This is a genomic window from Microcoleus sp. T3_A4 (assembly GCF_036700465.1).
In the GTDB taxonomy this organism is placed as follows: domain Bacteria; phylum Cyanobacteriota; class Cyanobacteriia; order Cyanobacteriales; family Microcoleaceae; genus Microcoleus.
Window position 1 is genome coordinate 81,032 of record NZ_JAUBOY010000024.1, and the last position, 20,250, is coordinate 101,281.

At 44.3% G+C, this 20,250-nt stretch carries 19 protein-coding genes; 8 read left to right on the forward strand and 11 right to left on the reverse strand.

Annotation, left to right across the window (positions count from 1 at the left end):
• Positions 1-57 precede the first annotated feature (57 nt).
• Entirely contained in the window at positions 58-1,509 is a 1,452-nt protein-coding gene (locus QUA07_RS15235; RefSeq protein ID WP_333326452.1) for a methyl-accepting chemotaxis protein, read from the reverse strand.
• Positions 1,510-1,823: 314 nt separating this feature from the next.
• Here QUA07_RS15235 and QUA07_RS15240 point away from each other — a divergent pair, with 314 nt between their 5' ends.
• The gene (locus tag QUA07_RS15240) at positions 1,824-2,846 is read left to right on the forward strand and encodes a cysteine peptidase family C39 domain-containing protein (RefSeq protein WP_333326454.1); all 1,023 of its coding nucleotides are present in this window, start codon (positions 1,824-1,826) and stop codon (positions 2,844-2,846) included.
• Positions 2,847-3,042: 196 nt separating this feature from the next.
• On the opposite strand, the gene QUA07_RS15245 is transcribed toward QUA07_RS15240, so the two are convergent.
• Positions 3,043-3,531 (reverse strand): hypothetical protein, encoded by a 489-nt coding sequence (locus QUA07_RS15245; RefSeq protein ID WP_333326456.1) that lies wholly within the window; start codon positions 3,529-3,531, stop codon positions 3,043-3,045.
• A gap of 169 nt (positions 3,532-3,700) precedes the next feature.
• Positions 3,701-4,729, reverse strand: a complete 1,029-nt coding sequence (locus QUA07_RS15250) for an isochorismatase (protein ID WP_333326458.1) — start codon at positions 4,727-4,729, stop codon at positions 3,701-3,703.
• 78 nt (positions 4,730-4,807) lie between these two features.
• Here QUA07_RS15250 and QUA07_RS15255 point away from each other — a divergent pair, with 78 nt between their 5' ends.
• Together QUA07_RS15255 and QUA07_RS15260 are read left to right on the forward strand one after the other, a co-directional pair.
• Complete coding sequence (locus QUA07_RS15255) at positions 4,808-5,539, forward strand: TVP38/TMEM64 family protein (RefSeq protein WP_333326460.1); 732 nt, start codon at positions 4,808-4,810, stop codon at positions 5,537-5,539.
• 16 nt (positions 5,540-5,555) lie between these two features.
• Positions 5,556-7,091, forward strand: coding sequence for a mercuric reductase (locus tag QUA07_RS15260; RefSeq protein ID WP_333326462.1), 1,536 nt, complete (start codon positions 5,556-5,558; stop codon positions 7,089-7,091).
• 143 nt (positions 7,092-7,234) lie between these two features.
• Here QUA07_RS15260 and QUA07_RS15265 read toward each other — a convergent pair whose 3' ends face one another.
• From QUA07_RS15265 to QUA07_RS15275, 3 genes are all read right to left on the reverse strand, one after another.
• A complete protein-coding gene (locus QUA07_RS15265; protein WP_333326464.1) occupies positions 7,235-7,819 on the reverse strand; it encodes a Uma2 family endonuclease in 585 nt (194 codons plus the stop codon).
• Between the two features lie 91 nt (positions 7,820-7,910).
• Positions 7,911-8,759, reverse strand: coding sequence for a phosphatase domain-containing protein (locus tag QUA07_RS15270; RefSeq protein WP_333326466.1), 849 nt, complete (start codon positions 8,757-8,759; stop codon positions 7,911-7,913).
• Positions 8,760-8,967: 208 nt separating this feature from the next.
• Positions 8,968-10,053, reverse strand: coding sequence for a T4 RnlA family RNA ligase (locus QUA07_RS15275; RefSeq protein ID WP_333326468.1), 1,086 nt, complete (start codon positions 10,051-10,053; stop codon positions 8,968-8,970).
• Positions 10,054-10,244: 191 nt separating this feature from the next.
• Between QUA07_RS15275 and QUA07_RS15280 the strand changes: the two genes are divergently transcribed.
• The gene (locus QUA07_RS15280) at positions 10,245-10,805 is read left to right on the forward strand and encodes a hypothetical protein (RefSeq protein ID WP_333326470.1); all 561 of its coding nucleotides are present in this window, start codon (positions 10,245-10,247) and stop codon (positions 10,803-10,805) included.
• Positions 10,806-10,950: 145 nt separating this feature from the next.
• On the forward strand, positions 10,951-11,955 hold the full coding sequence (locus tag QUA07_RS15285; protein ID WP_333326472.1) for a hypothetical protein: 1,005 nt from the start codon (positions 10,951-10,953) through the stop codon (positions 11,953-11,955).
• 205 nt (positions 11,956-12,160) lie between these two features.
• Here QUA07_RS15285 and QUA07_RS15290 read toward each other — a convergent pair whose 3' ends face one another.
• Positions 12,161-12,286: a hypothetical protein gene (locus QUA07_RS15290; protein WP_333326474.1), complete on the reverse strand. Its 126-nt coding sequence runs from the start codon at positions 12,284-12,286 to the stop codon at positions 12,161-12,163.
• A 226-nt stretch (positions 12,287-12,512) separates the two neighbouring features.
• Here QUA07_RS15290 and hemC point away from each other — a divergent pair, with 226 nt between their 5' ends.
• The 3 genes from hemC (at position 12,513) to glgA (ending at position 16,687) form a co-directional block, all read left to right on the forward strand.
• Positions 12,513-13,484 (forward strand): hydroxymethylbilane synthase, encoded by a 972-nt coding sequence (gene hemC / locus QUA07_RS15295; RefSeq protein ID WP_333326476.1) that lies wholly within the window; start codon positions 12,513-12,515, stop codon positions 13,482-13,484.
• A 358-nt stretch (positions 13,485-13,842) separates the two neighbouring features.
• Positions 13,843-14,667, forward strand: coding sequence for a S1C family serine protease (locus QUA07_RS15300; protein ID WP_333326478.1), 825 nt, complete (start codon positions 13,843-13,845; stop codon positions 14,665-14,667).
• Positions 14,668-15,259: 592 nt separating this feature from the next.
• Positions 15,260-16,687, forward strand: coding sequence for a glycogen synthase GlgA (glgA, locus tag QUA07_RS15305; protein ID WP_333326480.1), 1,428 nt, complete (start codon positions 15,260-15,262; stop codon positions 16,685-16,687).
• 105 nt (positions 16,688-16,792) lie between these two features.
• Here glgA and QUA07_RS15310 read toward each other — a convergent pair whose 3' ends face one another.
• From QUA07_RS15310 to QUA07_RS15325, 4 genes are all read right to left on the reverse strand, one after another.
• Entirely contained in the window at positions 16,793-17,221 is a 429-nt protein-coding gene (locus QUA07_RS15310; RefSeq protein ID WP_333326482.1) for a DUF1824 family protein, read from the reverse strand.
• 219 nt (positions 17,222-17,440) lie between these two features.
• Entirely contained in the window at positions 17,441-18,133 is a 693-nt protein-coding gene (gene rnc / locus QUA07_RS15315) for a ribonuclease III (protein WP_333326484.1), read from the reverse strand.
• A 46-nt stretch (positions 18,134-18,179) separates the two neighbouring features.
• Entirely contained in the window at positions 18,180-19,382 is a 1,203-nt protein-coding gene (gene rnc / locus QUA07_RS15320; protein WP_333326486.1) for a ribonuclease III, read from the reverse strand.
• 106 nt (positions 19,383-19,488) lie between these two features.
• A complete protein-coding gene (locus QUA07_RS15325; RefSeq protein ID WP_333167612.1) occupies positions 19,489-19,725 on the reverse strand; it encodes an HNH endonuclease in 237 nt (78 codons plus the stop codon).
• Between the last annotated feature and the right edge of the window lie 525 nt (positions 19,726-20,250).

Below are 20,250 nucleotides of genomic sequence, written 5' to 3' on the forward strand. Positions count from 1 at the left end.
ATTCATGACTCAATGCTATCAACTGCTAGTCTGCTAGCCCAAAAGACTAAGCGCCCTTTAGACAATTGAATTGAGATTTTGGGCGGCATCGTTCAATTGTTGAGTGCCTAATTTGGTTTGAGTAATACCACTAGCGGTTTCTTTGGCCGATAGGTTGAGGCTGTTCATCGCATCCACTACTTGTTGAATGGCTACTGCTTGTTGTTGGGCAGTTAAAGAAATTTGTTGATTGTTCAATACCACATTGTTAACAGCATTTGCTACTGCCGAGAAAGCTGCTGCCGTTTCTTGACTAATTTTGGTTCCTTCTTCTACTGTTTTAGTACCTTCCTTTGTCACGGTTACGGTGGAATCGATCGCATTTTTGATATCATCGACTAGGCGGTTAATTTTCGCGGCTGATTTCTTACTTTGGTCTGCGAGTTTGCGGATTTCTGTGGCTATGACAGTAAAACCTTTGGCGTTTTCGCCCGCCCGGACTGCTTCTACTGAGGCATTCAGTGCCAGCATATTTGTTTGATTGGCTAAATCTGTGACATCAGTAGAGATATTGCCAATCTGATGGGTTTGTTCGCTCAATTGCAGAATTTGTGCCGCTATCGCCCCGACATTTTCTTTCAATATTATCATCGATTCCAGGGTTTGCTCCACTGCTAGGGTTCCCTTTTCAGTGCTCTTTAAAGCTTGCCGTGCAGATTCCGCACCAGCTTGGGCTTGTTGGGCTGATTGTTGGGAAGCCGCGCCCAACTCATCCATTGTGATTGTAGTTTGATTTACAGAGCTCGATTGCTGTTTGGCTGTGCGTTCCTGTTGTTCAACTGTGGCAGCAATCTCTGTGGAAGAACTGGCGATCGCATTCACTGCGTTACTAATTGTTTTAGCAATACCTGAAGAGATTAAAAAGGCAGCAAGTAAGGCGATCGTGATGCCTAAGACGGCACCAACCAAAACGGCAGCGACTAAAAATCTGATATTTTCTTCTGCCTTGGAAGTTGCAGCGTCCAAAATTTCATGCTCTTTTTCATTAAAAGAGCGATTTAATTCGTTAAATTCATTGATGATTAATGTCCCTTTTTTTGTGGCAAAAACTTCTAGCGCTTCTTTTTGCTTTCCTTGCTTGACTAAATTAATCATTTGTCCAGAAAAATCATCATATTGTTTTTGTAAGCCCATTAATTTTTGCAATCGCTCTTTTTGGCTGGGATTTTCAATCGTCTTGCCTAGAGATGCTGCTGTTTCTTCAAATGTTTGTAAATTTTTCTGATAAGCATTTAAATAATCTCCATCCTTGATCAGAATATAGCCCCTAGTATCTGCCACCATCTGGGCCATGTAAAAACTCATATAATCTGTCCCTTCTATGGCAATAAGCGAGCTTTTTGTTTGTTTATATGACTCGGCTATTTTACTGGCGCTAGAGAAAACTGGCGCTACTAATCCTACAAATAAAGCAATGGGAACTGCATATCCGAGTAACATCTGGTTTCTCAGCTTTAAGTTGACAAACATAGCAATCTCTCCTTTGGGGTTAGGTAGCTGAATTATCTGATTGTCACCATTGATTCACACTCATAAATAAAAACCTGGCAAAACTTAATGTCGAGCAAGCGATGCAGGCCAAGTCTTTAGGATTAACGGTTGTTCTACCTGCTGCGATTTTGGTTGGATAAATCTTGTTTATTCGATTGTAGCGGGAAATTGAAGAACGAAACCCACACATCGTCAAATTCTCTCCCCCACTCTTCTTCTCTCCCACTATTGATTGAGGTTCAAGTCGATCGCATAAATGTTACAACTTAGTTAAGCAACAAAATTTTGAGTTCATGGAAATAGTAGTGACGCTGGTGCTGGGTGCGGTGCTGTTTGTCTGGGGAATGCGGTTCGGGCGAGTGTTAGTTCGATCGGGAGTGACGGCTAATGATTTGTTTAAGGGCAGAAATTCGATCGCCCTAGCTTTTTTGGTTTTTTATATTGCCTTGCTGCTACTGGCTCTAAATATGCCTCAAATGCCTGTTTTGCCGATCGAGTGGCGCTTTCACGGGATGCAAGTTACTTGGACTTTGCTACGAGTGATGTTGATGGGAGTCTGCGGTATTGGCTTTAGTATAAGTTGGTTGACAGCGCGACCCCAAGTAATCGCAGTAATTTTAATTTGCTTGTTGGGATTGGGAGGATTTACAGGCGCTGAAAACTATTTCATGGCGCCAATTTACGATGATTTAATAGATAATTTGCAGCCAAACGGTGTATTTCGGCAAACATCTAACAGCAGTTGCGCCCCCGCGGCTTTGGCAACAGTGTTAAGGCGTTGGGGAATCGAGGCGACGGAATCGAGTGTAGCGCGTTTTGCCCGGACGAGTCGCTTGGGAACTTCGATGCCGCAGTTAATTATAGCAGCAAGAGCTTTGGGCGTAAATGCGATCGAACTAAGGCCTACTTGGGAGCAAATTCAGCAAATTAATCGCCCCGGAGTTCTAGCAGTTTGGCTATTTGACGGCCCTCGGAAGCTACCCCACGCGGTCGCTTTGCTGGGCATGAATGACAGTGTAGCTGCCATTGGAGACCCGGCGCGGGGCAGGATTTTCTATTTAGATAGGGCAACTTTTACCCAGATTTGGCGCGAAGAATACGTGCCGATTTTTCGTTCGGCGGATATCTTGTTAAGTAACAAACAAGCTGTTGACTATTTGAGTAAATTAGGATATAATAGCGGCAATTTAAAAGCAGATATCGAGCGTTTTCAAACAGATAAAAAATTGCAAGTCAGTGGCAACTTAGACCGGATGACGGAATTAATGTTGAGCGGCAGTTTTTTGCAAGAAGTCCCCAGATTGGATGGGAAATAGTTATTGAAAATCGTCAACCGTAGAGGCAAGAGGAATTGTGCAGTCTTTTTTAAACAATAGTTGAGCCATCCGTTCCTAGCGATCGCAAAAATTCGCTCGCACCTTCGTAGCATGGCTGCCTTAAATTACCGTAAACGTAGGCAGTTGCATCTAATTCCTCCTATATTTTTACGGTCGATCGCACCTTGAGCACGCCTCACCGTTTTTGACAATTGGGAACAGTTGAATCGCTCATTTTAGGCTCAGAAAGCTTGACTTCCCATCCAGGTAAATTCCACCAATTAACTCGCTGATTCGGCTGAATCCAGAAGTTTAGTTGTGTAATCTTACCATCCTCAAATCTGAGTCTGGGAAAGTTAGGATAACTGGTATCATCGGTTTCGCGATAAGTGCGTCCCAGGTAATTTAGGCAGGTAGTTAATCCCTCAGTAATTCCCAATTCTTCGACTCCCGTTCCCTTCAATTTGGCATCATCGTAGCTGAAAGAACCGTCGAATGAATTGCCCGCTAACCCGCCTTTAGTAACAGTGATGGTGAAATCGTAGGTTACGGGAACTGCGTAAGCTTGGGTTGCAGTTACAACTGTGCTCAGAATAGTAGTGGCGATGGCCACCGATAGTTTTGAAATTGCTCGCACACTCGCATCCCGAAACAGAACAACACTATAAATTTTGTTTTCAGCCATCGGGAAACTCCTTAACTACGCTTGTGTCGTAAGTGATTTACCGGATATGATATCATACGTAATCAGTTAAATGCGATCGCAACCGAGTGCAAAGCGAACAAAAATTACCGCATCTGGTTAATCATGTATACTTTTTTGCACGGAAAACCGCAAGATAAAACACTCGTCTTTAATCGCCCAGAATTAACTCAGTAGATTGAACAATATTCATTCCCGCCGCCGCAAATTTTTGATAAGCTGCATCTGCTTGTTCCGTAAAATCAACAACACCCGGAACCACCACAGGCGAAGTGCAATCTTCCAGCAAATAAACCTTCTTTGCCAAATTCGGATCTCGCGCCAAAATTTCCGTTAACAAATCATCAATTGTCCAAGCAACGCAGTGACTTTTGGCTTGTCCGGCAATAATTACTGCATCAAAATCGAGTAATTTATCAATAAACTTAGCATTCTTTTCAGCAATCGGATTGCCGTCGAATCCCTCTAAAACTTCCGGCCGCAAAACCGAATAATTTTCTGTCAGTGGATTATCCCCTTTGATCTCAAAAAGTGCTTGGCTGTTGCGGGCTAGAGTATGAAAAAATACTGCTTCTTCCACCGCAGAAACCAGGGCGTGTCCGATGCCACCTAACATTGAGTGATAGGGCCAAATTGTCAGGGGATATTTCCCATCGTCGCTGAGTTTCTTGACGTAGTGGCAAGCCTGTTTTTCCAGTGCTGAAAAATTAGCCCCGCTGATGCTGTGGGCTATGGCGGGATTGACTTTCCAAATGCCTTGCTGCACGTCTTCGAGTGTAATAGAAGTTGCCGCTGGTAGGGGGTGTTCGCCTGCTTCGTTGATCCAAAAGATTGGATGAAAAATTTGCATGGCGGTGTGGGTATCCATTGTCGGCGCAATGGTTGTAATTGCGTTTAAATTGCGATAAATAAATTCGCACAGTCGCAGGTTGTCATCGACAGCACCGCTACCGGAACGCCCGCCCACAAATAGTTCAAATTCGGGCAAACAAAAGGTATTTTGGGCATCGATTATCAGCAAACAAATACGGTTTTTGTCGCTGGATGCTGGCTGGATGCTGTGCTGCTTTGTCCAATCTTTCGCTTGGGTGCCCAGTTCTTGGTAGGGGACTCGCCAGACTTCGCCTACTTTTTTGGGGTCGAAATGTTCGGGGATTGGGAGTTGGGCTTGTGGTGTCATGACCTATCGCTTGTTGGGTAGTTTACAGTAATAATTTAAGTTTGGAGTATAATGCTGATCAATATTTGCGGGTGAATCATGGCAAAAGAACGAATCCAAGATTATGCTAGGGTAAAATTTAAACGCATAGTGTTGTTTTTTTCGATCGCACTTTTGCTCGCTCTCTTAATTGTAGCAACTAGATCTGCCTACGTTCAAGATGTTTTGAGAAGTCTGTTAATGCGGATTGAGGATTTAGGGTGGTGGGGGCCAGTGGCTTTTGTCGCTACTTATAACTTGGCTACTGTGCTGTTTGTACCGGGTTCGGTACTGACGCTGGGAGGGGGGGCGATTTTTGGTTTGTGGTGGGGTTCTGTTTACGTCTTTGCGGCGTCGATTTTAGGTGCTGTATTTGCTTTTGCGATCGGGCGCTATTTGTGTCGCGATCGCGTGGTAAAATATATGGAATCTCACCCCAAGTTTAAAGCTCTCGATCGCGCAGTTTCCCAACAAGGATTAAAAATAGTTTTTTTGACTCGTCTTTGTCCTTTATTTCCTTTCAATTTATTGAATTACGCTCTGGGAATTACTCAGGTTTCTTTGAAAGATTACGTGCTGGGTTCCTTTGGCATGATACCGGGTACAATTATGTACGTTTACTCCGGTTCTTTGGTGGGAGAGGTTGCTGCGATAGGCACGGAAAGTGTGTATGCAAGTCCTCAAGATTCCGCCGTAAAATGGTTGATTAATATTATCAGTTTTCTTGCTACAGTCGCTGTTACTGTCTTTATCACTCGCATAGCCAGCAAGGTTTTGGAAGAAAGTATTTAATTAGGAGGATTTGTGAATGCCGCAGTCAAAAGTCGATCGCGTAACTGTCCCCCCGATGGACGAACACAACCAGAAATTAGTCTCCTATTTGCATCCGCCAGATTGGGAAAATCCGCAGCCTGCTAGCAGTTATAATTTAGTAGTAATTGGCGCGGGCCCCGCTGGATTAATTGTTGCTGCCGGTGCCGCAGGTTTGGGCGCGAAAGTTGCTTTAATTGAAAAACATTTAATGGGCGGCGACTGTTTGAATGTCGGTTGTGTGCCGTCAAAAGCTTTAATTCGATCGTCTCGCACTGTCGGCGATATCTGGGAAGCAAGTAAATTTGGTGTTAATGTTTCTGACAGTGTAGAAGTGGATTTTGCTGCTGTGATGGAACGGCTGCGCCGGATTAGGGCGGGAATCAGCGATGTTGATTCTGTTCAACGATATCAGGAGAAATTAGGAGTCGATGTTTTTCTGGGTTCGGGTCGTTTTACTAGCAATAATACAGTAGAAGTTGCAGGTCAAACTCTCCGGTTTAAAAAAGCAGTAATTGCCACAGGTGCAAGGGCGCTACAACCACAAATTCCCGGTTTACAAGAAGCTGGATATTTGACAAATGAAACAGTCTTTAACCTCACGGAAAAACCTCAGCGTTTGGGAGTAATTGGCGCAGGGCCGATCGGCTGCGAATTGGCTCAAGCATTCCGCAGGCTGGGTTCGGCAGTCGTATTGCTGCACAAAAATGCTCAGATTTTAGACAAAGAAGATGCGGATGCTGCTAAAATCGTGCAGGAGGCTTTTCTACGGGAAGAAATTCAACTAATACTAGAATCCCAAATAGAGCGCGTTGAGAAAACAAATGCAGGCAAAGTAATTTATTATAAATGTCAAGGTAAGGAAGCATCGGTAACAGTAGATGAAATTATTGTGAGTACAGGGCGATCGCCCAACGTGGAAGGATTGAATCTGGAGGCTGTGGGTGTCGAATACGATACACACACGGGTGTATTTGTCAACGACAATTTGCAAACTACTAATCCCCGCATTTATGCCGCTGGGGATATTTGCATGAAACATAAATTTACTCACGCTGCTGATTTTGCCGCGAGAATGGTAATTCAAAACACTCTATTTTTCGGGCGCAAAAAGCTCAGCGCTTTGACGATACCTTGGTGTACTTACACAAACCCGGAAATTGCGCGCGTCGGAATTGGGGAACACGAAGCTAAGGAAAAAGGCATTGATATCGATACATTTTTAATCCCTTTCAGTCAAGTCGATCGGGCAATTATTGACGGCGAAGAGGAAGGATTTGTGAAAATTCACGTTAAAAAAGGTAGCGATAAAATATTAGGTGCAACTATTGTAGCGCGACACGCTGGGGATATGATCAGCGAGATTACTTTGGCAATGGTTAACAATATTGGTTTGGGAAAGATTGCTAGCACAATTCACCCGTATCCGACACAAGCTGATGCAATTCGGAAAGCCGGAGATGCTTACAATCGCACTCGTTTGACTCCGCTTGTTAAGAATTTGTTTAATCGCTGGCTGGGTTGGACGCGATAGATAAATAATTGTGGAACAGGCATCTTGCCTGTTCATTATTGGCTTTTATGGGCGGCGTCTAAGCCTACCACAAAATAAAATTCACTCTCTGTGGAACAGGCATCTTGCCGGTTCATAAAAAAGCTGCAAAATTAGGTGTGTTTTTATCCTTCTGTTTCTGTTTCAAATCCAACACCTTCATACAAAAGTGCGATCGGCAAATCAAACCCAATACTTGATAGAGTGATAATCTCCCCAGCAGTGTAAGAATAGTAAAGCCACATTCTCCCCTCTCCCCGACAGTAACGCTCAACAAAAATCTTTTCGGCGTCAATCAAGATATACTCTTGCAAAGTCGGTATTTTTAGGTAACAAGTGAATTTTTCATCCCGATCTTTAGCACTTGTACTGGGAGAAAGAACTTCCACAATTATTTTAGGATTCTGAATGAATGTGCGGGAATTGAGGTCTTGAGGGTCGCAACTGACTATCACATCAGGGTAGTAGTAACGGCTTTGAAAACTGACTTGCAATTTCACATCTGACACGTTCATCCGACAGCCTCTGGAACGCAGATGTGGGTACAAGTTCCTGTAAAAGTTGAGTGCAAGATCGTTATGAGGAATTGTACTGCCTGTCATGGCAAAAACTTCGCCGTTGACATATTCGTAGCGAATCTCTTGTTGAGCTTCCCATTCGAGATATTCCTCAACGGTCATTTTTTGGGGCGCTTGGGGAATGGATATCATAACAAAATTTTTTGCAATGTTACTTTGATTGTAGCATTAGGGGTGGGACAATGGTTGAAAGTTGCGATCGCCCGCGCAAACAAACCCGGCCTTAAAAATCCCCTTCATCTACTTGGAATACCGTCAATCCCAAAGACCGCCACATATCAACAACTTGCTGGCGATCGTCCAACACAAACTTAACATTATATTTCCCTGCAATATGCTGCCGATAAAATTCTTCCTTCATAATCGCATCCTTCCTCATATCTCCGGTTTTCCGCATATAAAGAGCGGCATAATTAACCTCATACTGCTGCAACCATTTTTCAGTTTGAGGCTGACAGTCATCTGTGCGGCCCGACACTACAATAATATGGGCGCTAGACTGCCATTTGCGAACGGTATCTAAGACGGGCTGATTGGGCAAATCGCGATCGCACGTAGAAGCATCAAAAGGATTTCTGCCGTTGAGAAGTGCCAGTGTACCGTCCATATCCACAATAATTGCATCCGGCAAATCCGGGTTATATTCCGGCGGCACAACGGGAACCCGAACGTACTTATTGTACATCTTCATGATCACATCTTTGCCCACCGAATTAAGCCTTTTCAAATCCCGTTTAATACATTCCTCAACCGGAACTTGTAGGAAAGAATCATTAACTTCCACAACAGCTTTACCTTTAACCAACTCCTTGATATGCTCGATGTGAGGCCCGAAATTAGTATCATCAACAATGACGTGCTTGCCACTTTCCAAAGCCATCAAAATAATCGTATCTCTCAACTGTACAATAAACTTTTCATTCGCAGGCGACCAATGAGAAGCGTGAGCCATTTCTCTGAGCAAATCTTTATTGCTACGCACCCACTTTGCAGGTTCAGACAGCAGCAACTCCCTAGCAAATTGAGACTTTCCCGAAGCAGGTAAACCAACAAGTACAATAACTCTTTTCATGGTAATTGGTAATTGGTAATTGGACATTGGGCATTGGGCATTGGGCATTGGGCATTGTTTAAATACTTACCTCTTCATTCCATCCGTTACATCCGTTACATCCCGTACATTGCTCGTTGCCGAACTTCCCTCTTCCTTCAACATCTGCCTCACGCTCGATCATTAATCCGTGTATCCGTGTCAAAATCCGTGTCGTGCCTTTCTGCTTCTACAAACCTAAATGGATGTAATCTAAACCCAACAACTCCTCTATTTTATGGATCGTAACATCACGGAGAGCTTCTTTCACTCCCGCAACTCTTCGGGCCCGCAAAGAAAACAAAATCCCGGAATACGGCAAATGTTTCACAGCTAAGGCAAAATCTTTCTGAACTTCGATATGTTCGTGCTGTCGGTAAACTTCCTCGATTTCTTCAACCAAAGATTGATATTTCTCCTTAACTTGTTGATACAACTCACTCCACTCAGGAAAATAAGCTAAAAACTCTTCCCCTTCATTAGTTAAAACAATTTCTATCATCCGGCGGGTCGAAAACCCTTCACGAAGATGGGAAATCGCGACATATTGCGGAGACTTAACTTTAACTCGGTTGAAGTTAGCGTCGCAGATAATATACCCTTCCGAATCCATCGGATCTAAATGTTGAGCCGCTTCGATAACTTCTTTCCAGCTAGTTAAAGGATAGGCTTCGACCAATTCCCATCCGTATTTATTAGCCCAAAGACTGGGGTCAGTTTCTAGCAGTGTTTGAGTGTTGCGAACGCCGTGCAAGACGATTTGATTGTTAGTTTGCTGGACAACTATTCTATTGTAAGGCGTCATCAACTCAAAGATAAAACACTGGTCGGTTTCTTGTGGCAATTGATATCCCAATTCTTGCCAGACTTTCCAAAAAAGTTCGGCAAAAGTGAATCCAAAACCGTTAACTTCGCCGGCGGCGTCGGGAGTGCCGCTAGATTGCACTCTCCATTCTCCTTTGTAAAAATACAGTACAGTCAGAGAACCGTCTAGTTTTTGGTAAACTTTGGCATTTGTCCAATTAATTGCAGCGGCGTGAATTTCTCCGTAATTAAAAAATTTGTTGTAGGGATAAGAAACTATCTGCCAATCTTGAGATGAATCTAAAATAATGCCTCGGCACTGCTGCACTATTTTTTCGCCTAGGGGAGATTCTATCTGCGAGTATTTCAGACAGACTAAATCGGGATATTGGCGGTGGCGGGTAACTTTGATATGATAAGTTTCGGACAAGGTTTCCAATCCGTGCTGGCGTAAATAATCTTGCAGTTCCACGTTCTCTTCCTAAATTTGTCGCCTTTTATATTTTATCGGTAACTGCATATTTTAGTGAATTTGTAAGAAAAAATTAAACTTGCTTTTTTTCGGAATGCCTATTGTGAAGTTTGTATTTTGGAGTATGGTTGTAAATAGGTGAATGCGCTTCACAAAAAAACAGGACTATTTCGACAGTAAGGAAAAAAATAATGAACAATAAATTATTACTTTTGGCGACTTCTACGTGTGTATTGACTGTTTTAGTACCTGTACCGGGAGTTTTTGGTGCGTGCGAATTGTCGCAGCGACCGCGGGAAACCCAATCTGTTGCTGTAGCGGGTACTGTTGTTCCGGTAAGTCAAATCTTGCAAAAGTTAAAAGGCAAAACACAAGTACCAATTTTCCTCCCCAGCCGGCTTCCTATCTCGCAGAAGCTTTACTATCAAAGCCAAGCGACAACGGACAGCTATACTATTTCTATGGAGTATACAGCAGATTGCCGAGGTGCGGGAGCTTGCACTTTTGGGGAAATTCGAGGTCAGAAAGGCGGTGAGTTTTCGACCAAAGTAGAAGGGGTAACCAAGACTTTAAAAAATGTTCAACTGGCTGACCGAGTGAAAGGAGTTTTTCACAATGGTTGCGGGGCTTACTGCACAGCAACTCTTGAGTGGAAAAGTCAGGGTTTTATGTATACCGTAGCCCTTAAGAACGGACGAGAATCTGATTTAATTTTAATAGCAAATTCAGCTATTCTAGCTCGGAAGCGTTAAGTTTTGTAGTCGGGGACGCACAACTTCTATCTGTAGGGTGCTCCGTGCGTACCTGACCGTTATTGTATGATATATCTTAACTCGCACTCGCCTCTTACAAGATGCTATGGTTTTTTTGCGCTGACCTACTTAGGGGGAAATCAGGATGAGGAGAAGATGGCTATTTGCGGCGATTTTTGCTTGTGTGGTGACTGCTTTTACCATCGCACCTTTGACACCAAACTCAGCGTTAGCAAGGACTGAACTCCCGATTACAGAAATCCGCTGGTTTAATTTTTCCCCTGAAGATAGCTGGCAACCGATACAATTTATTGTACCCGATCGCAACACTGCAAAATCTGTCGGCCCGCGCAAGTTGCGGTTGTACGATGTTCATATTGCCAAGATGTTTGAGATTTCTCATTTTCTGTGCGATCGCGATCGGGCTTCTGAGGGTTACAATTGGTCTTATCAAGCAGAAAATGGCAGTATTGAGATGGGACGCTTCAAAATTACCTGCAATCTCGCCCGTTCCATAGCAACCGCTTACGGCTTAGGAAAACCCGAAATTACAGTGATTCGCCGCAACTTCAACCTGAACAACGGTCGCCCTTCTTTTGCGCTAGAAAAATACTCGATTCCCACTCTCAACATTGCTAAAAATAGAGTTGTGCAGTGGAGGGAGTTTGTGCAAAAGTTTCCCTCACTCCCCGATAACTCAGGTGCAAAACAGGCTAACAGTCGTTTTCCTGCGAGTAACATCTTCAGACAAATCAAAGGCAAAACGCGAGTGCCTGTTTTTCTTCCGAGTAGACTTCCTTTATCTGACATTCAGCAACTTGATTTTGATGTGCAAGCCGGTGCCAACGGTTACATTGTGGGAATGTATTTAGGCAAAGGATGCCGTGCGGGAGCTTGTTATTTCGGCACAATCGAAGCTAAAAGAAATGAACCGTTTTCGCCTCCTTCGCGATTGCCGCAGGATACTTACAGAAGCGTTGAATTGGCGGGCGGATTCAGGGGGATTTATTTCAATAATTGCGGTGCTTACTGCACTGCTTTTGTTGAGTGGCAAAGGCTGGGGGTTCTGTACCGAGTCACAAGGAAAAACGCACGGCAGCAAGAAGTTGTCCAGATAGCAAATTCTGCACTTCAAGCAGGACAGCGTTAAATTTTGGTTAGAAATGGAAAAGGTACGCGCCAGCGAAGCTATCTTCCCGCAGGCGTTCCCCAAGGTTAGGGAATCGCCCTTTTGTCAAGGAAGCTGGTAAAAATAAATACGATCGACCTTTTCCCCTCACAACTACATTTCTCTCCCCAAATCTCGCAACCTTTGAGCTAATTCTTTCTCGCTGCAGCTAAGCTAACTCCTCATGTCAACCAGGTTCATCCGGCTCGACCCTAGGTAAATCGTACATCGCCGGCAGCCTTTGCTTCGGAATGTCGATCGCCCCCGTGCCAGCGACGCCCACTGCTGGAGGGGAAACATCATCAAGACTCACTGCTACTGGCAGTCATACGATTTTAGATTTTAGATTGGCAAGGGCTTATTATGTAAAGGTTTGGAGCTTGCCTGCCGTTGCATCCTTTGTTCAAACAGGCGGTCAAAATCTGGTATTTCTATTTGATCGCCCGAATTATCCCAACCAGCAATTAAAGTCCCCACCTGCGGTACGCTAGATCAGGTGAATATATTGGCTGATTTCAAGCTATCCTCCGATCGATCTTATGTCCCCAACCACATCTGCCCCTTCCCGAACCGTTCGCATCGGTTCCCGCAAAAGCCAACTCGCTCTCGTGCAAACCCACTGGGTGCAAGAACAGCTACAGAAACACTTCCCGCAACACACTTTTGAAGTCCACACCATGTCCACCCAAGGGGACATAATTCTTGATGTCGCCCTCGCTAAAATTGGCGATAAAGGACTTTTCACCAAAGAATTAGAAACGGGGATGATTAACAATGAAACGGACTTTGCCGTTCATTCCCTCAAAGATTTGCCTACCAATTTGCCCGAAGGTTTAATTTTAGGATGCGTCACCGAACGGGAAAATCCCGCTGACGCCCTGGTAGTTCACTCCAAGCACAAAGACAAGCAACTTGACACCCTCCCAGAAGGTTCAGTAATTGGCACTTCTTCCCTGCGGCGGCTGGCTCAACTTCGGCATCATTTCCCTCATTTTGAATTTAAAGATATTCGCGGCAATCTCAATACTAGACTCGCTAAATTAGATGAGGGCGGTTACGACGCGATTATTTTAGCAGTTGCCGGCCTCGAAAGATTGGGAATGGGCGATCGCATCCACCAAATTATCCCTGCTGAAATCTCCCTTCACGCCGTCGGACAAGGTGCTTTGGGCATCGAATGCCGCGCCGGAGACACCGAAATTATGGCAGTGATTAAAGCTCTCGAACACTCGGAAACCGCCCAAAGATGTTATGCTGAACGCGCATTTCTGCGGGAATTAGAAGGCGGCTGTCAAGTGCCGATCGGCGTCAATACCAAAATAGAAAACGGTCAATTAACCTTAACCGGAATGGTATCGAGTCTCGACGGCCAGCGATTCGTCAAAGATACTGTTTCCGGCGCCGCCGATACTGCTGAGATGCTGGGAATTGACCTCGCTCACCGACTGCGCCAACAGGGTGCTAGTGCAATTTTGGAGGAAATATTTGTCGAAGTTCAACGTGGTTCATAAAACCGATCCGCATCTCTTTGTAAATGCTTTGAGACGCAATATATCGCCTTTTGTAAAATAAAAATAACAGGCGGTTTGCTTTGGCTTTCACAGGTAGAGTAGCAGTCTGATTGTAGATTTTTGATGGGATTTTAGGTAGGACTTGTGCGATAGATTTCAAAAATATCTGACTAATTTAGGACGCTCCGCACGGGTGTTAAGCAACCCGGTTTCTGATGTAAGTCTCGCTGTATAGCCCAAGATTTATGGTAAAAACCGGTTTTTTTTCGTAAGTCCTATAATTCTTAACATCCCCATCCAAAATCTACAACCACACATCCAAAATTAATCAGCAATTTATTTCAGGTAAAGGCCCAATATGAGCGCTAGAGAAATTCAATTAAAGCTGGAATTGAAAAAGGTTCAGCAACTATATAGCAAAATGCAAGCAGACCAACAAGCTTTGCAGAAGCAATTGAAAGAGTTCAAAACTCAAGCCGGAAGTTTTTCGGATGTAGTCGAGCAAGTCTTGCCGTCCTTAGTTTCAATTTACGTCATGGATTGGGATACAGAAGAAGAGATTTCTTCAGGAAGCGGGTTCTTTGTATCGCCGGACATAATTGTCACGAACTATCACGTTGTAGAGGATATTGCCGATCAAGATTACTTCTATGAAGAAGATGAAATCGAACAGGTTTTAGTCGAAACTCACGACGGAAAATTGAGATTGGCCGAGGTGGTGTTTACTGGTAATGCTGAAGAAGATTTAGCATTACTCTTAATTAGCGATTTTACCTTCGACCCGAACACAGGGGAACAAGTGGACTCTCCCCAAGAATATCCTCCCCTAGAGTTGTCTTTTGATGTGAAAGTGGGAGATAGAGTAATTGCTGTGGGCAATCCTTTAGGGCAGTTTGCTTCAACTGTAACTCAAGGTATTGTGAGTGCAATTCGCGAACCAGAGGAATATGAGGAAGGCGACGATGAAGATGATGTTGCTGAGGTGAAGGTGTTGCAAACTGATGCGGCGATTAATCCGGGAAATTCTGGCGGCCCGTTGATTAATATGGCTGGTCAAGTGGTTGGTGTGAATACCTGGGGATTGGAAGATGCCGACAGTATTAATTTGGCGATAGCCTCGGAAGCTTTGGATGATTTTCTAGCGGGATTTGAGGAGACTTTTGAGGACAATTCTCAGAATTAGTCGGGAGTTTCCGTAATATGTGATTCGGGCGATCGCCCTTTTTATCAGAGGGGATGGAAAAGGCGATCGCTATTTCCTTAACTCAATTGGCGTAAGTCCCACGCTGTAATTGTACTCAATTGGGCGTTGGGATATAAGCCAAGCAAGGTAGATGAAAAAGAGCGACAATTTACTGTTTCTCTAGCAAAAAAACTTGTAAGATATAAGTGGTTGCGACCCACCCACTCCACTGCAAACAACAGGTCACAGTAGCAGTAGTATGCTTACCAAGGATAACTGCGAGAGAAAGGGGGAAAAAACAGACCGCTGGTTGGCAAGGTAATGCCCTACCGTAAAATATAAACCATGTTTGTTGTACGAAAACAGTTTTTGGTCTTGGGAAACAGGACTTCTGCGTGGGTTCCCTACGAAGGGATAAAGGCTGCAAAGCTAGAGATGCAGTGTCAGACTCGGATCGTCTTCAGTGACGAATCTCAGTAATGAGATACCTAACAGAGCAACGGCAGATGATACACGAAGCCTACACGCGGACCGAAGGTCAGTGCTAGGTATTTCACTCTAGACTAACAATCTCAAGGAACACAAAAAAATAATGCGTATTTTATTTGTATCCGCCGAAGCATCACCCCTCGCCAAAGTCGGCGGTATGGGCGATGTCGTCGGCGCTTTGCCGAAATTTCTGCGGCGCATGGGCCACGATGTCCGCATCTTCATGCCCTACTACGGTTTCGTCCCCGACAAAATGGACGTTCCCAAAAAACCTGTTTGGGATGGGTCTGCCATGTTCCAAAGCTTCTCGGTGTTTGAAACTGTTTTGCCGGGAACCGATGTACCTTTATACTTAATGCAACATCCATCTTTCTTGCCGCGCCGCGTTTACGGCGGTTTAGATGAAGATTGGAGGTTCACTTTCTTTGCCAATGCTGCGGCTGAATTTGCCTGGAATCACTGGAAGCCCCAAATTATTCACTGTCACGACTGGCATACGGGGATGATACCTGTTTGGATGAGCCAAGACCCCGATATCAGCACGGTTTTTACTATTCACAATTTAGCTTATCAAGGGCCGTGGCGCTGGCGTTTGGAGCAGATGACTTGGTGTCCTTGGTATATGCAAGGTCACAATACAATGGCTGCCGCAGTACAGTTTGCCGATCGAGTAAATACAGTTTCACCGACTTACGCGGAGCAAATCAAAACCCCAGCTTATGGGGAAACTTTGGAAGGTTTGCTGTCTTACCTCGGCGGTAAAGTATCGGGCATTTTGAACGGAATTGATACAGAATCTTACAACCCAGCAACTGACAAGTACCTCCATCAACAATTTAGTGTTGATACTATTGAAAAGCGCCCCGCTAATAAAATTGCGCTGCAAGAAGAAGTCGGCTTGGAAGTAAATAAAAATGCCTTTTTGATTGGCATGGTGACGCGGCTGGTAGAACAGAAGGGATTGGATTTGATAATTCAAATGCTCGATCTGTTCATGGCCTATACGGACGCTCAATTTATTGTACTCGGAACGGGCGATCGCTACTACGAAACCCAACTCTGGCAAATGACAGCCCGCTATCCCGGTCGGATGTCCACCCAACTACTTTATAACGAGGCCCTCTCCCGGCGCGTTTACGCAGGCTGCGACAGCTTCCTGATGCCCAGCCGTTTCGAGCCCTGCGGCATCAGTCAAATGCTCGCCCTCCGCTACGGGTGCGTGCCAATGGTTCGCCGCACCGGCGGTTTAGTCGATACCGTTTCCCACAACAACCCGATCGACAATACTGGTACCGGTTACTGTTTCGATCGCTACGAACCCCTCGATTTGTTCACCTGCATGATTAGAACTTGGGAAGGTTTCCGCTACAAAGATAAGTGGAGAGAACTGCAACAGCGTGGCATGAGAGAAGATTTTAGCTGGGATATTTCGGCCCGGAAATACGTCAACTTGTACAGCGATATTTTGGGATTGCCTCCTGAAGGAATCGCACCGGAACAAGAACCAGAATTGATCGTTGGCAAGGGTTAATTGGTAATGGGTAAGTTGACTGTTGACAGTTGACTGGTGACAGTTGACTGTTGACAGTTGTTATTTGTTAGTTTTTGGTTCCAATGCCCAATGCCCAATGCCCAATTAATCAATAAATAAATCGAGAGGTAAATGACCGTAAGTGCCAGTAACTCCATCTTCTGAGGCAGATTGACACGAAATCAAAACGCCCCGGTAAGTTCCGGGATAGCCGTCAACATAATACGAACCCTTCAAAGTATTGAACTTAATATAAACCGAACCAGCAAAGGTCGAGACAGCATTGGGATCTAAAACAGCTTGATATCCCAAAGCTTTCAAATAAGATTCTAAAGCTAAAAAACCCTCATCCGTAGAAGAAGCGCACACTCCCAACATTTGATAATCCGACAAACTTGCTACCAGCAAAATTGCTTGACGGAGTGCCTGTTTTTCCAGCGGCGATGCTACAGATTGCATATCCAGACAAGTGAAATCTTTGAGGATTTGCTGTGCTTCTTCAACAGTTAGGGTAGTCGGGTTTTGAGTAGACATGAATTGCTCTGATATTTCTCAAAATTACGATCGACACTGGGGTACTCGTTAACGAATTTCTGTCATTGCAACCCTCAATCGACGGCGGTAACACTTGCACAAGTCTTGATTATAGCCGATTGTGCGCTCTGGCAATCAATTCGGGCGATCGTCTTCAATGGCTTAGCCAACGCCCGAATCGCAGAAAAAAGCTAGTAGTTTTTACCCGCGTTTTCAAGTTTAGATCAGTCCGGGTTTTTTCAGCTTTGCTAGCGCATCTTCTGCCGCATTTTTCTCAGCATCTTGTTTGCGACGACCCCTGCCAACACCGTACATTTTACCGCTGACATACACTTCAGCAGTGAACTCTTTGGCATGATCCGGGCCTTCCTCATCAATGATTGAATATTCAGGGTTTTGACCGAATTTTGCCAGAGCCCACTCCTGAAATCGATTTTTAGAGTCTACAAGGTTTTTCTGCCCAGCATCGGACTGAGGGTAAACCATACTATCAGCAACTGGAATAAACAGCTTTTTAACAAAGGCGCGGACAGGTGTAATGGTTGAGTCGAGATAGTACGCACCAATAATCGCTTCAAAAGTATCGCAAAGCAAAGAGGGATTTTGGCGACCTTTATCTTGTTCTGCCCCTTTTCCCAGGCGCATTAACTTGCCTATACCTAGTTGCTCAGCAAACTTGGCTAGCTGATCCTGATCGACTAATCCAGAACGCAAGCGAGTTAATTGAGCTTCGCTAAAATCTTCATAGTGCTTGTACAAGATTTCGCCAACTAGATAACCTAGGAGGGCGTCGCCGAGGAATTCTAGTCGCTCGTTATGTTCGCCTGCTTCGGGGTGTTCGTTAACATAGGAACGGTGGGTTAAAGCGCGTTGCAAGAGCGATTCATCTTTAAATTTTGGAAGTTTGTACATTTTGATGTCTGGACTTGCTGGGAAATTAATAGCATGGAAAACGTTTCTATATTAGCCTGAGTTTTTTAAGTGCGTCTTCAGCCGCACGTTTTTCAGCTTCTTTTTTACTGCGACCACTTCCTTGACCGTACACCTTACTATTTACGCGCACTTCAACAGTAAATTCTTTAGCGTGATCTGGCCCTGCCTCGTTGATTGTGATGTATTGAGGGGTAATTGGCCCGATATTCTGCTGTACCCATTCCTGAAACCGATTTTTTGGGTCTCCAAGAATGTTAGAGTTCGGTTCTGGCCCAGAAGAAATAAGTTCTTCCACTACTGGCGTAAATAGCGGTTCTACAAAATCGCGGACTGCCTCAATGCCAGAATCGAGAAAATATGCGCCGATAATTGCTTCAAAAGTATTGCTGAGCAACGACTCTTTAGCAGTACCTCCACTTGTTGCTTCACCCCTGCCTAGCAGCATCCACTGGCCGATATCCAAGGCGACAGCAAACTTTGCCAATTGCTTGTCTTCCACCAACGAGGAACGCAGGCGAGTTAGATCGCCTTCATTTTTATTTGAGTAGTGGCGGTAGAGATATTGGCCACTTAGAAAAGTCAGCAAGGCATCGCCTAGAAATTCTAATAGCTCGTTGTCTTTGCTGACTGCTTTAGGATTTTCGTAAAGGTAAGAGCGGTGAGTGAGTGCCTGATTTAGCAGATCGGCTTCCTGAAAAGGTAGCCGTTTTAGTAAATCGCTCAATCTTTCTCTAATGCGGTCTTCTTCAGCAGAAAAATGGCGATTTTCTTGACGAGTTTGTTCTTGAGACAGGAGTTGCAGGACTTCTTGCTGTTGCTTTTCTACTTCTTTAATATCGGCTTGTGGTGCGGAGACAGCTTTTAGTAGTCGGGCAATACTATCCAGGGCGCGATAGGTGTTAGCGGTGGAAAATGGGACTTGGTGTGCCCAATCGTTGCGGACTTGGATAAGTTCAGTTACCAGGCCGTTTCCTGTAGAATTTAGCTTTTCGTTGAAAACTTTATCCCACTGCTTTGACATGACTAACAGCAGCATCGCAACATCTTCACTCAGAATACTCTCTGCTGATTTTTGTTTCAATGGTTTATGCTTAGGTAAGCAGGACTTAGCCTCTTTTTCCCAGCTATTGCTGTAAACTCCCTGCATTTCCTGTTTAAGATAAGGATACAATCCCTGACATAAGAGGTTTAAAGCTCTGTCAACTCGTTCGCGATTGCTAATAGCCATGTGTTGTTTTTTCAGAATTTTCTTTCTTGTTGCTACATTAAAGGTTCTGAATTTTTCGGAAAACCCGGTTTTTTAAAGAAACCGGGTTTGTAAACTAAGATGTTACCTATAAACAATTACCCTTTACCCAGTTGGGAGGGTAGAGACTGTTTCCGCGAGACTGGTTGCATGAAAGACAAGCAAGTCGTAGGTTTTCTATACAGTCAGATCCACCGCGACTTTTGGGGCGCAAATGTTCGATAGTCAGTTGATTTTTTGGGAGACATTTACCGCACCACCAACAGTTCTGACCATAATCATCGATCAGTTTGTGCTTCTTGTTATGCTTCTGCTTTGGATTCATTTCGGTTTCCTTTTGCTTGTTGTTTACAACAGCATTGAAACATCAGTTATCCAGCACATAAGGAATGTTGCTTAGGGATTGGCAAGAGATGAATATTCCCAAACAAATAAGATTTAAAAGTAGGGATTAATGCTACTTCTAATTTACTTATCTTATATGGATAATTTGCTGTCGGAAAATTCATAAATGAGAACAACTCACACTAAGCAAACACTTTTCAGGTGACGCTAGGTGTGAGCTGATGTCTCATCTACCGTATATGTAAATATTCTTAGTATGTATACATCTATATGAGATTAATAGACAACTGCAATAGATATTTAGATAAATACTTAGCAATGTTATTTACTAATCCCATATTGAAGCATATATGTAAAAAAATATACATATACGATAGGTGAGACAGCAGCCCACGCTTGGCACTGGAATTTTGATGACCCAATGATTTCGCTCAAGCCTAGCAGACAGCGAAGCTCGATGTCAATCTCTCCCCCCGCGAGCCCCTCTCCCTGCGGGATCATCCCG

Coding starts and splice junctions, on each gene's coding strand:
- QUA07_RS15235 (WP_333326452.1), bottom strand. CDS start 1,509: ATGTTTGTCAACTTAAAGCTGAGAAACCAGATGTTACTCGGATATGCA.
- QUA07_RS15265 (WP_333326464.1), bottom strand. CDS start 7,819: ATGATATCCATTCCCCAAGCGCCCCAAAAAATGACCGTTGAGGAATAT.
- glgA (WP_333326480.1), top strand. CDS start 15,260: ATGCGTATTTTATTTGTATCCGCCGAAGCATCACCCCTCGCCAAAGTC.
- QUA07_RS15270 (WP_333326466.1), bottom strand. CDS start 8,759: ATGAAAAGAGTTATTGTACTTGTTGGTTTACCTGCTTCGGGAAAGTCT.
- QUA07_RS15245 (WP_333326456.1), bottom strand. CDS start 3,531: ATGGCTGAAAACAAAATTTATAGTGTTGTTCTGTTTCGGGATGCGAGT.
- QUA07_RS15260 (WP_333326462.1), top strand. CDS start 5,556: ATGCCGCAGTCAAAAGTCGATCGCGTAACTGTCCCCCCGATGGACGAA.
- QUA07_RS15250 (WP_333326458.1), bottom strand. CDS start 4,729: ATGACACCACAAGCCCAACTCCCAATCCCCGAACATTTCGACCCCAAA.
- rnc (WP_333326484.1), bottom strand. CDS start 18,133: ATGTACAAACTTCCAAAATTTAAAGATGAATCGCTCTTGCAACGCGCT.
- QUA07_RS15285 (WP_333326472.1), top strand. CDS start 10,951: ATGAGGAGAAGATGGCTATTTGCGGCGATTTTTGCTTGTGTGGTGACT.
- QUA07_RS15255 (WP_333326460.1), top strand. CDS start 4,808: ATGGCAAAAGAACGAATCCAAGATTATGCTAGGGTAAAATTTAAACGC.
- hemC (WP_333326476.1), top strand. CDS start 12,513: ATGTCCCCAACCACATCTGCCCCTTCCCGAACCGTTCGCATCGGTTCC.
- QUA07_RS15240 (WP_333326454.1), top strand. CDS start 1,824: ATGGAAATAGTAGTGACGCTGGTGCTGGGTGCGGTGCTGTTTGTCTGG.
- QUA07_RS15325 (WP_333167612.1), bottom strand. CDS start 19,725: ATGAATCCAAAGCAGAAGCATAACAAGAAGCACAAACTGATCGATGAT.
- QUA07_RS15280 (WP_333326470.1), top strand. CDS start 10,245: ATGAACAATAAATTATTACTTTTGGCGACTTCTACGTGTGTATTGACT.
- QUA07_RS15310 (WP_333326482.1), bottom strand. CDS start 17,221: ATGTCTACTCAAAACCCGACTACCCTAACTGTTGAAGAAGCACAGCAA.
- rnc (WP_333326486.1), bottom strand. CDS start 19,382: ATGGCTATTAGCAATCGCGAACGAGTTGACAGAGCTTTAAACCTCTTA.
- QUA07_RS15300 (WP_333326478.1), top strand. CDS start 13,843: ATGAGCGCTAGAGAAATTCAATTAAAGCTGGAATTGAAAAAGGTTCAG.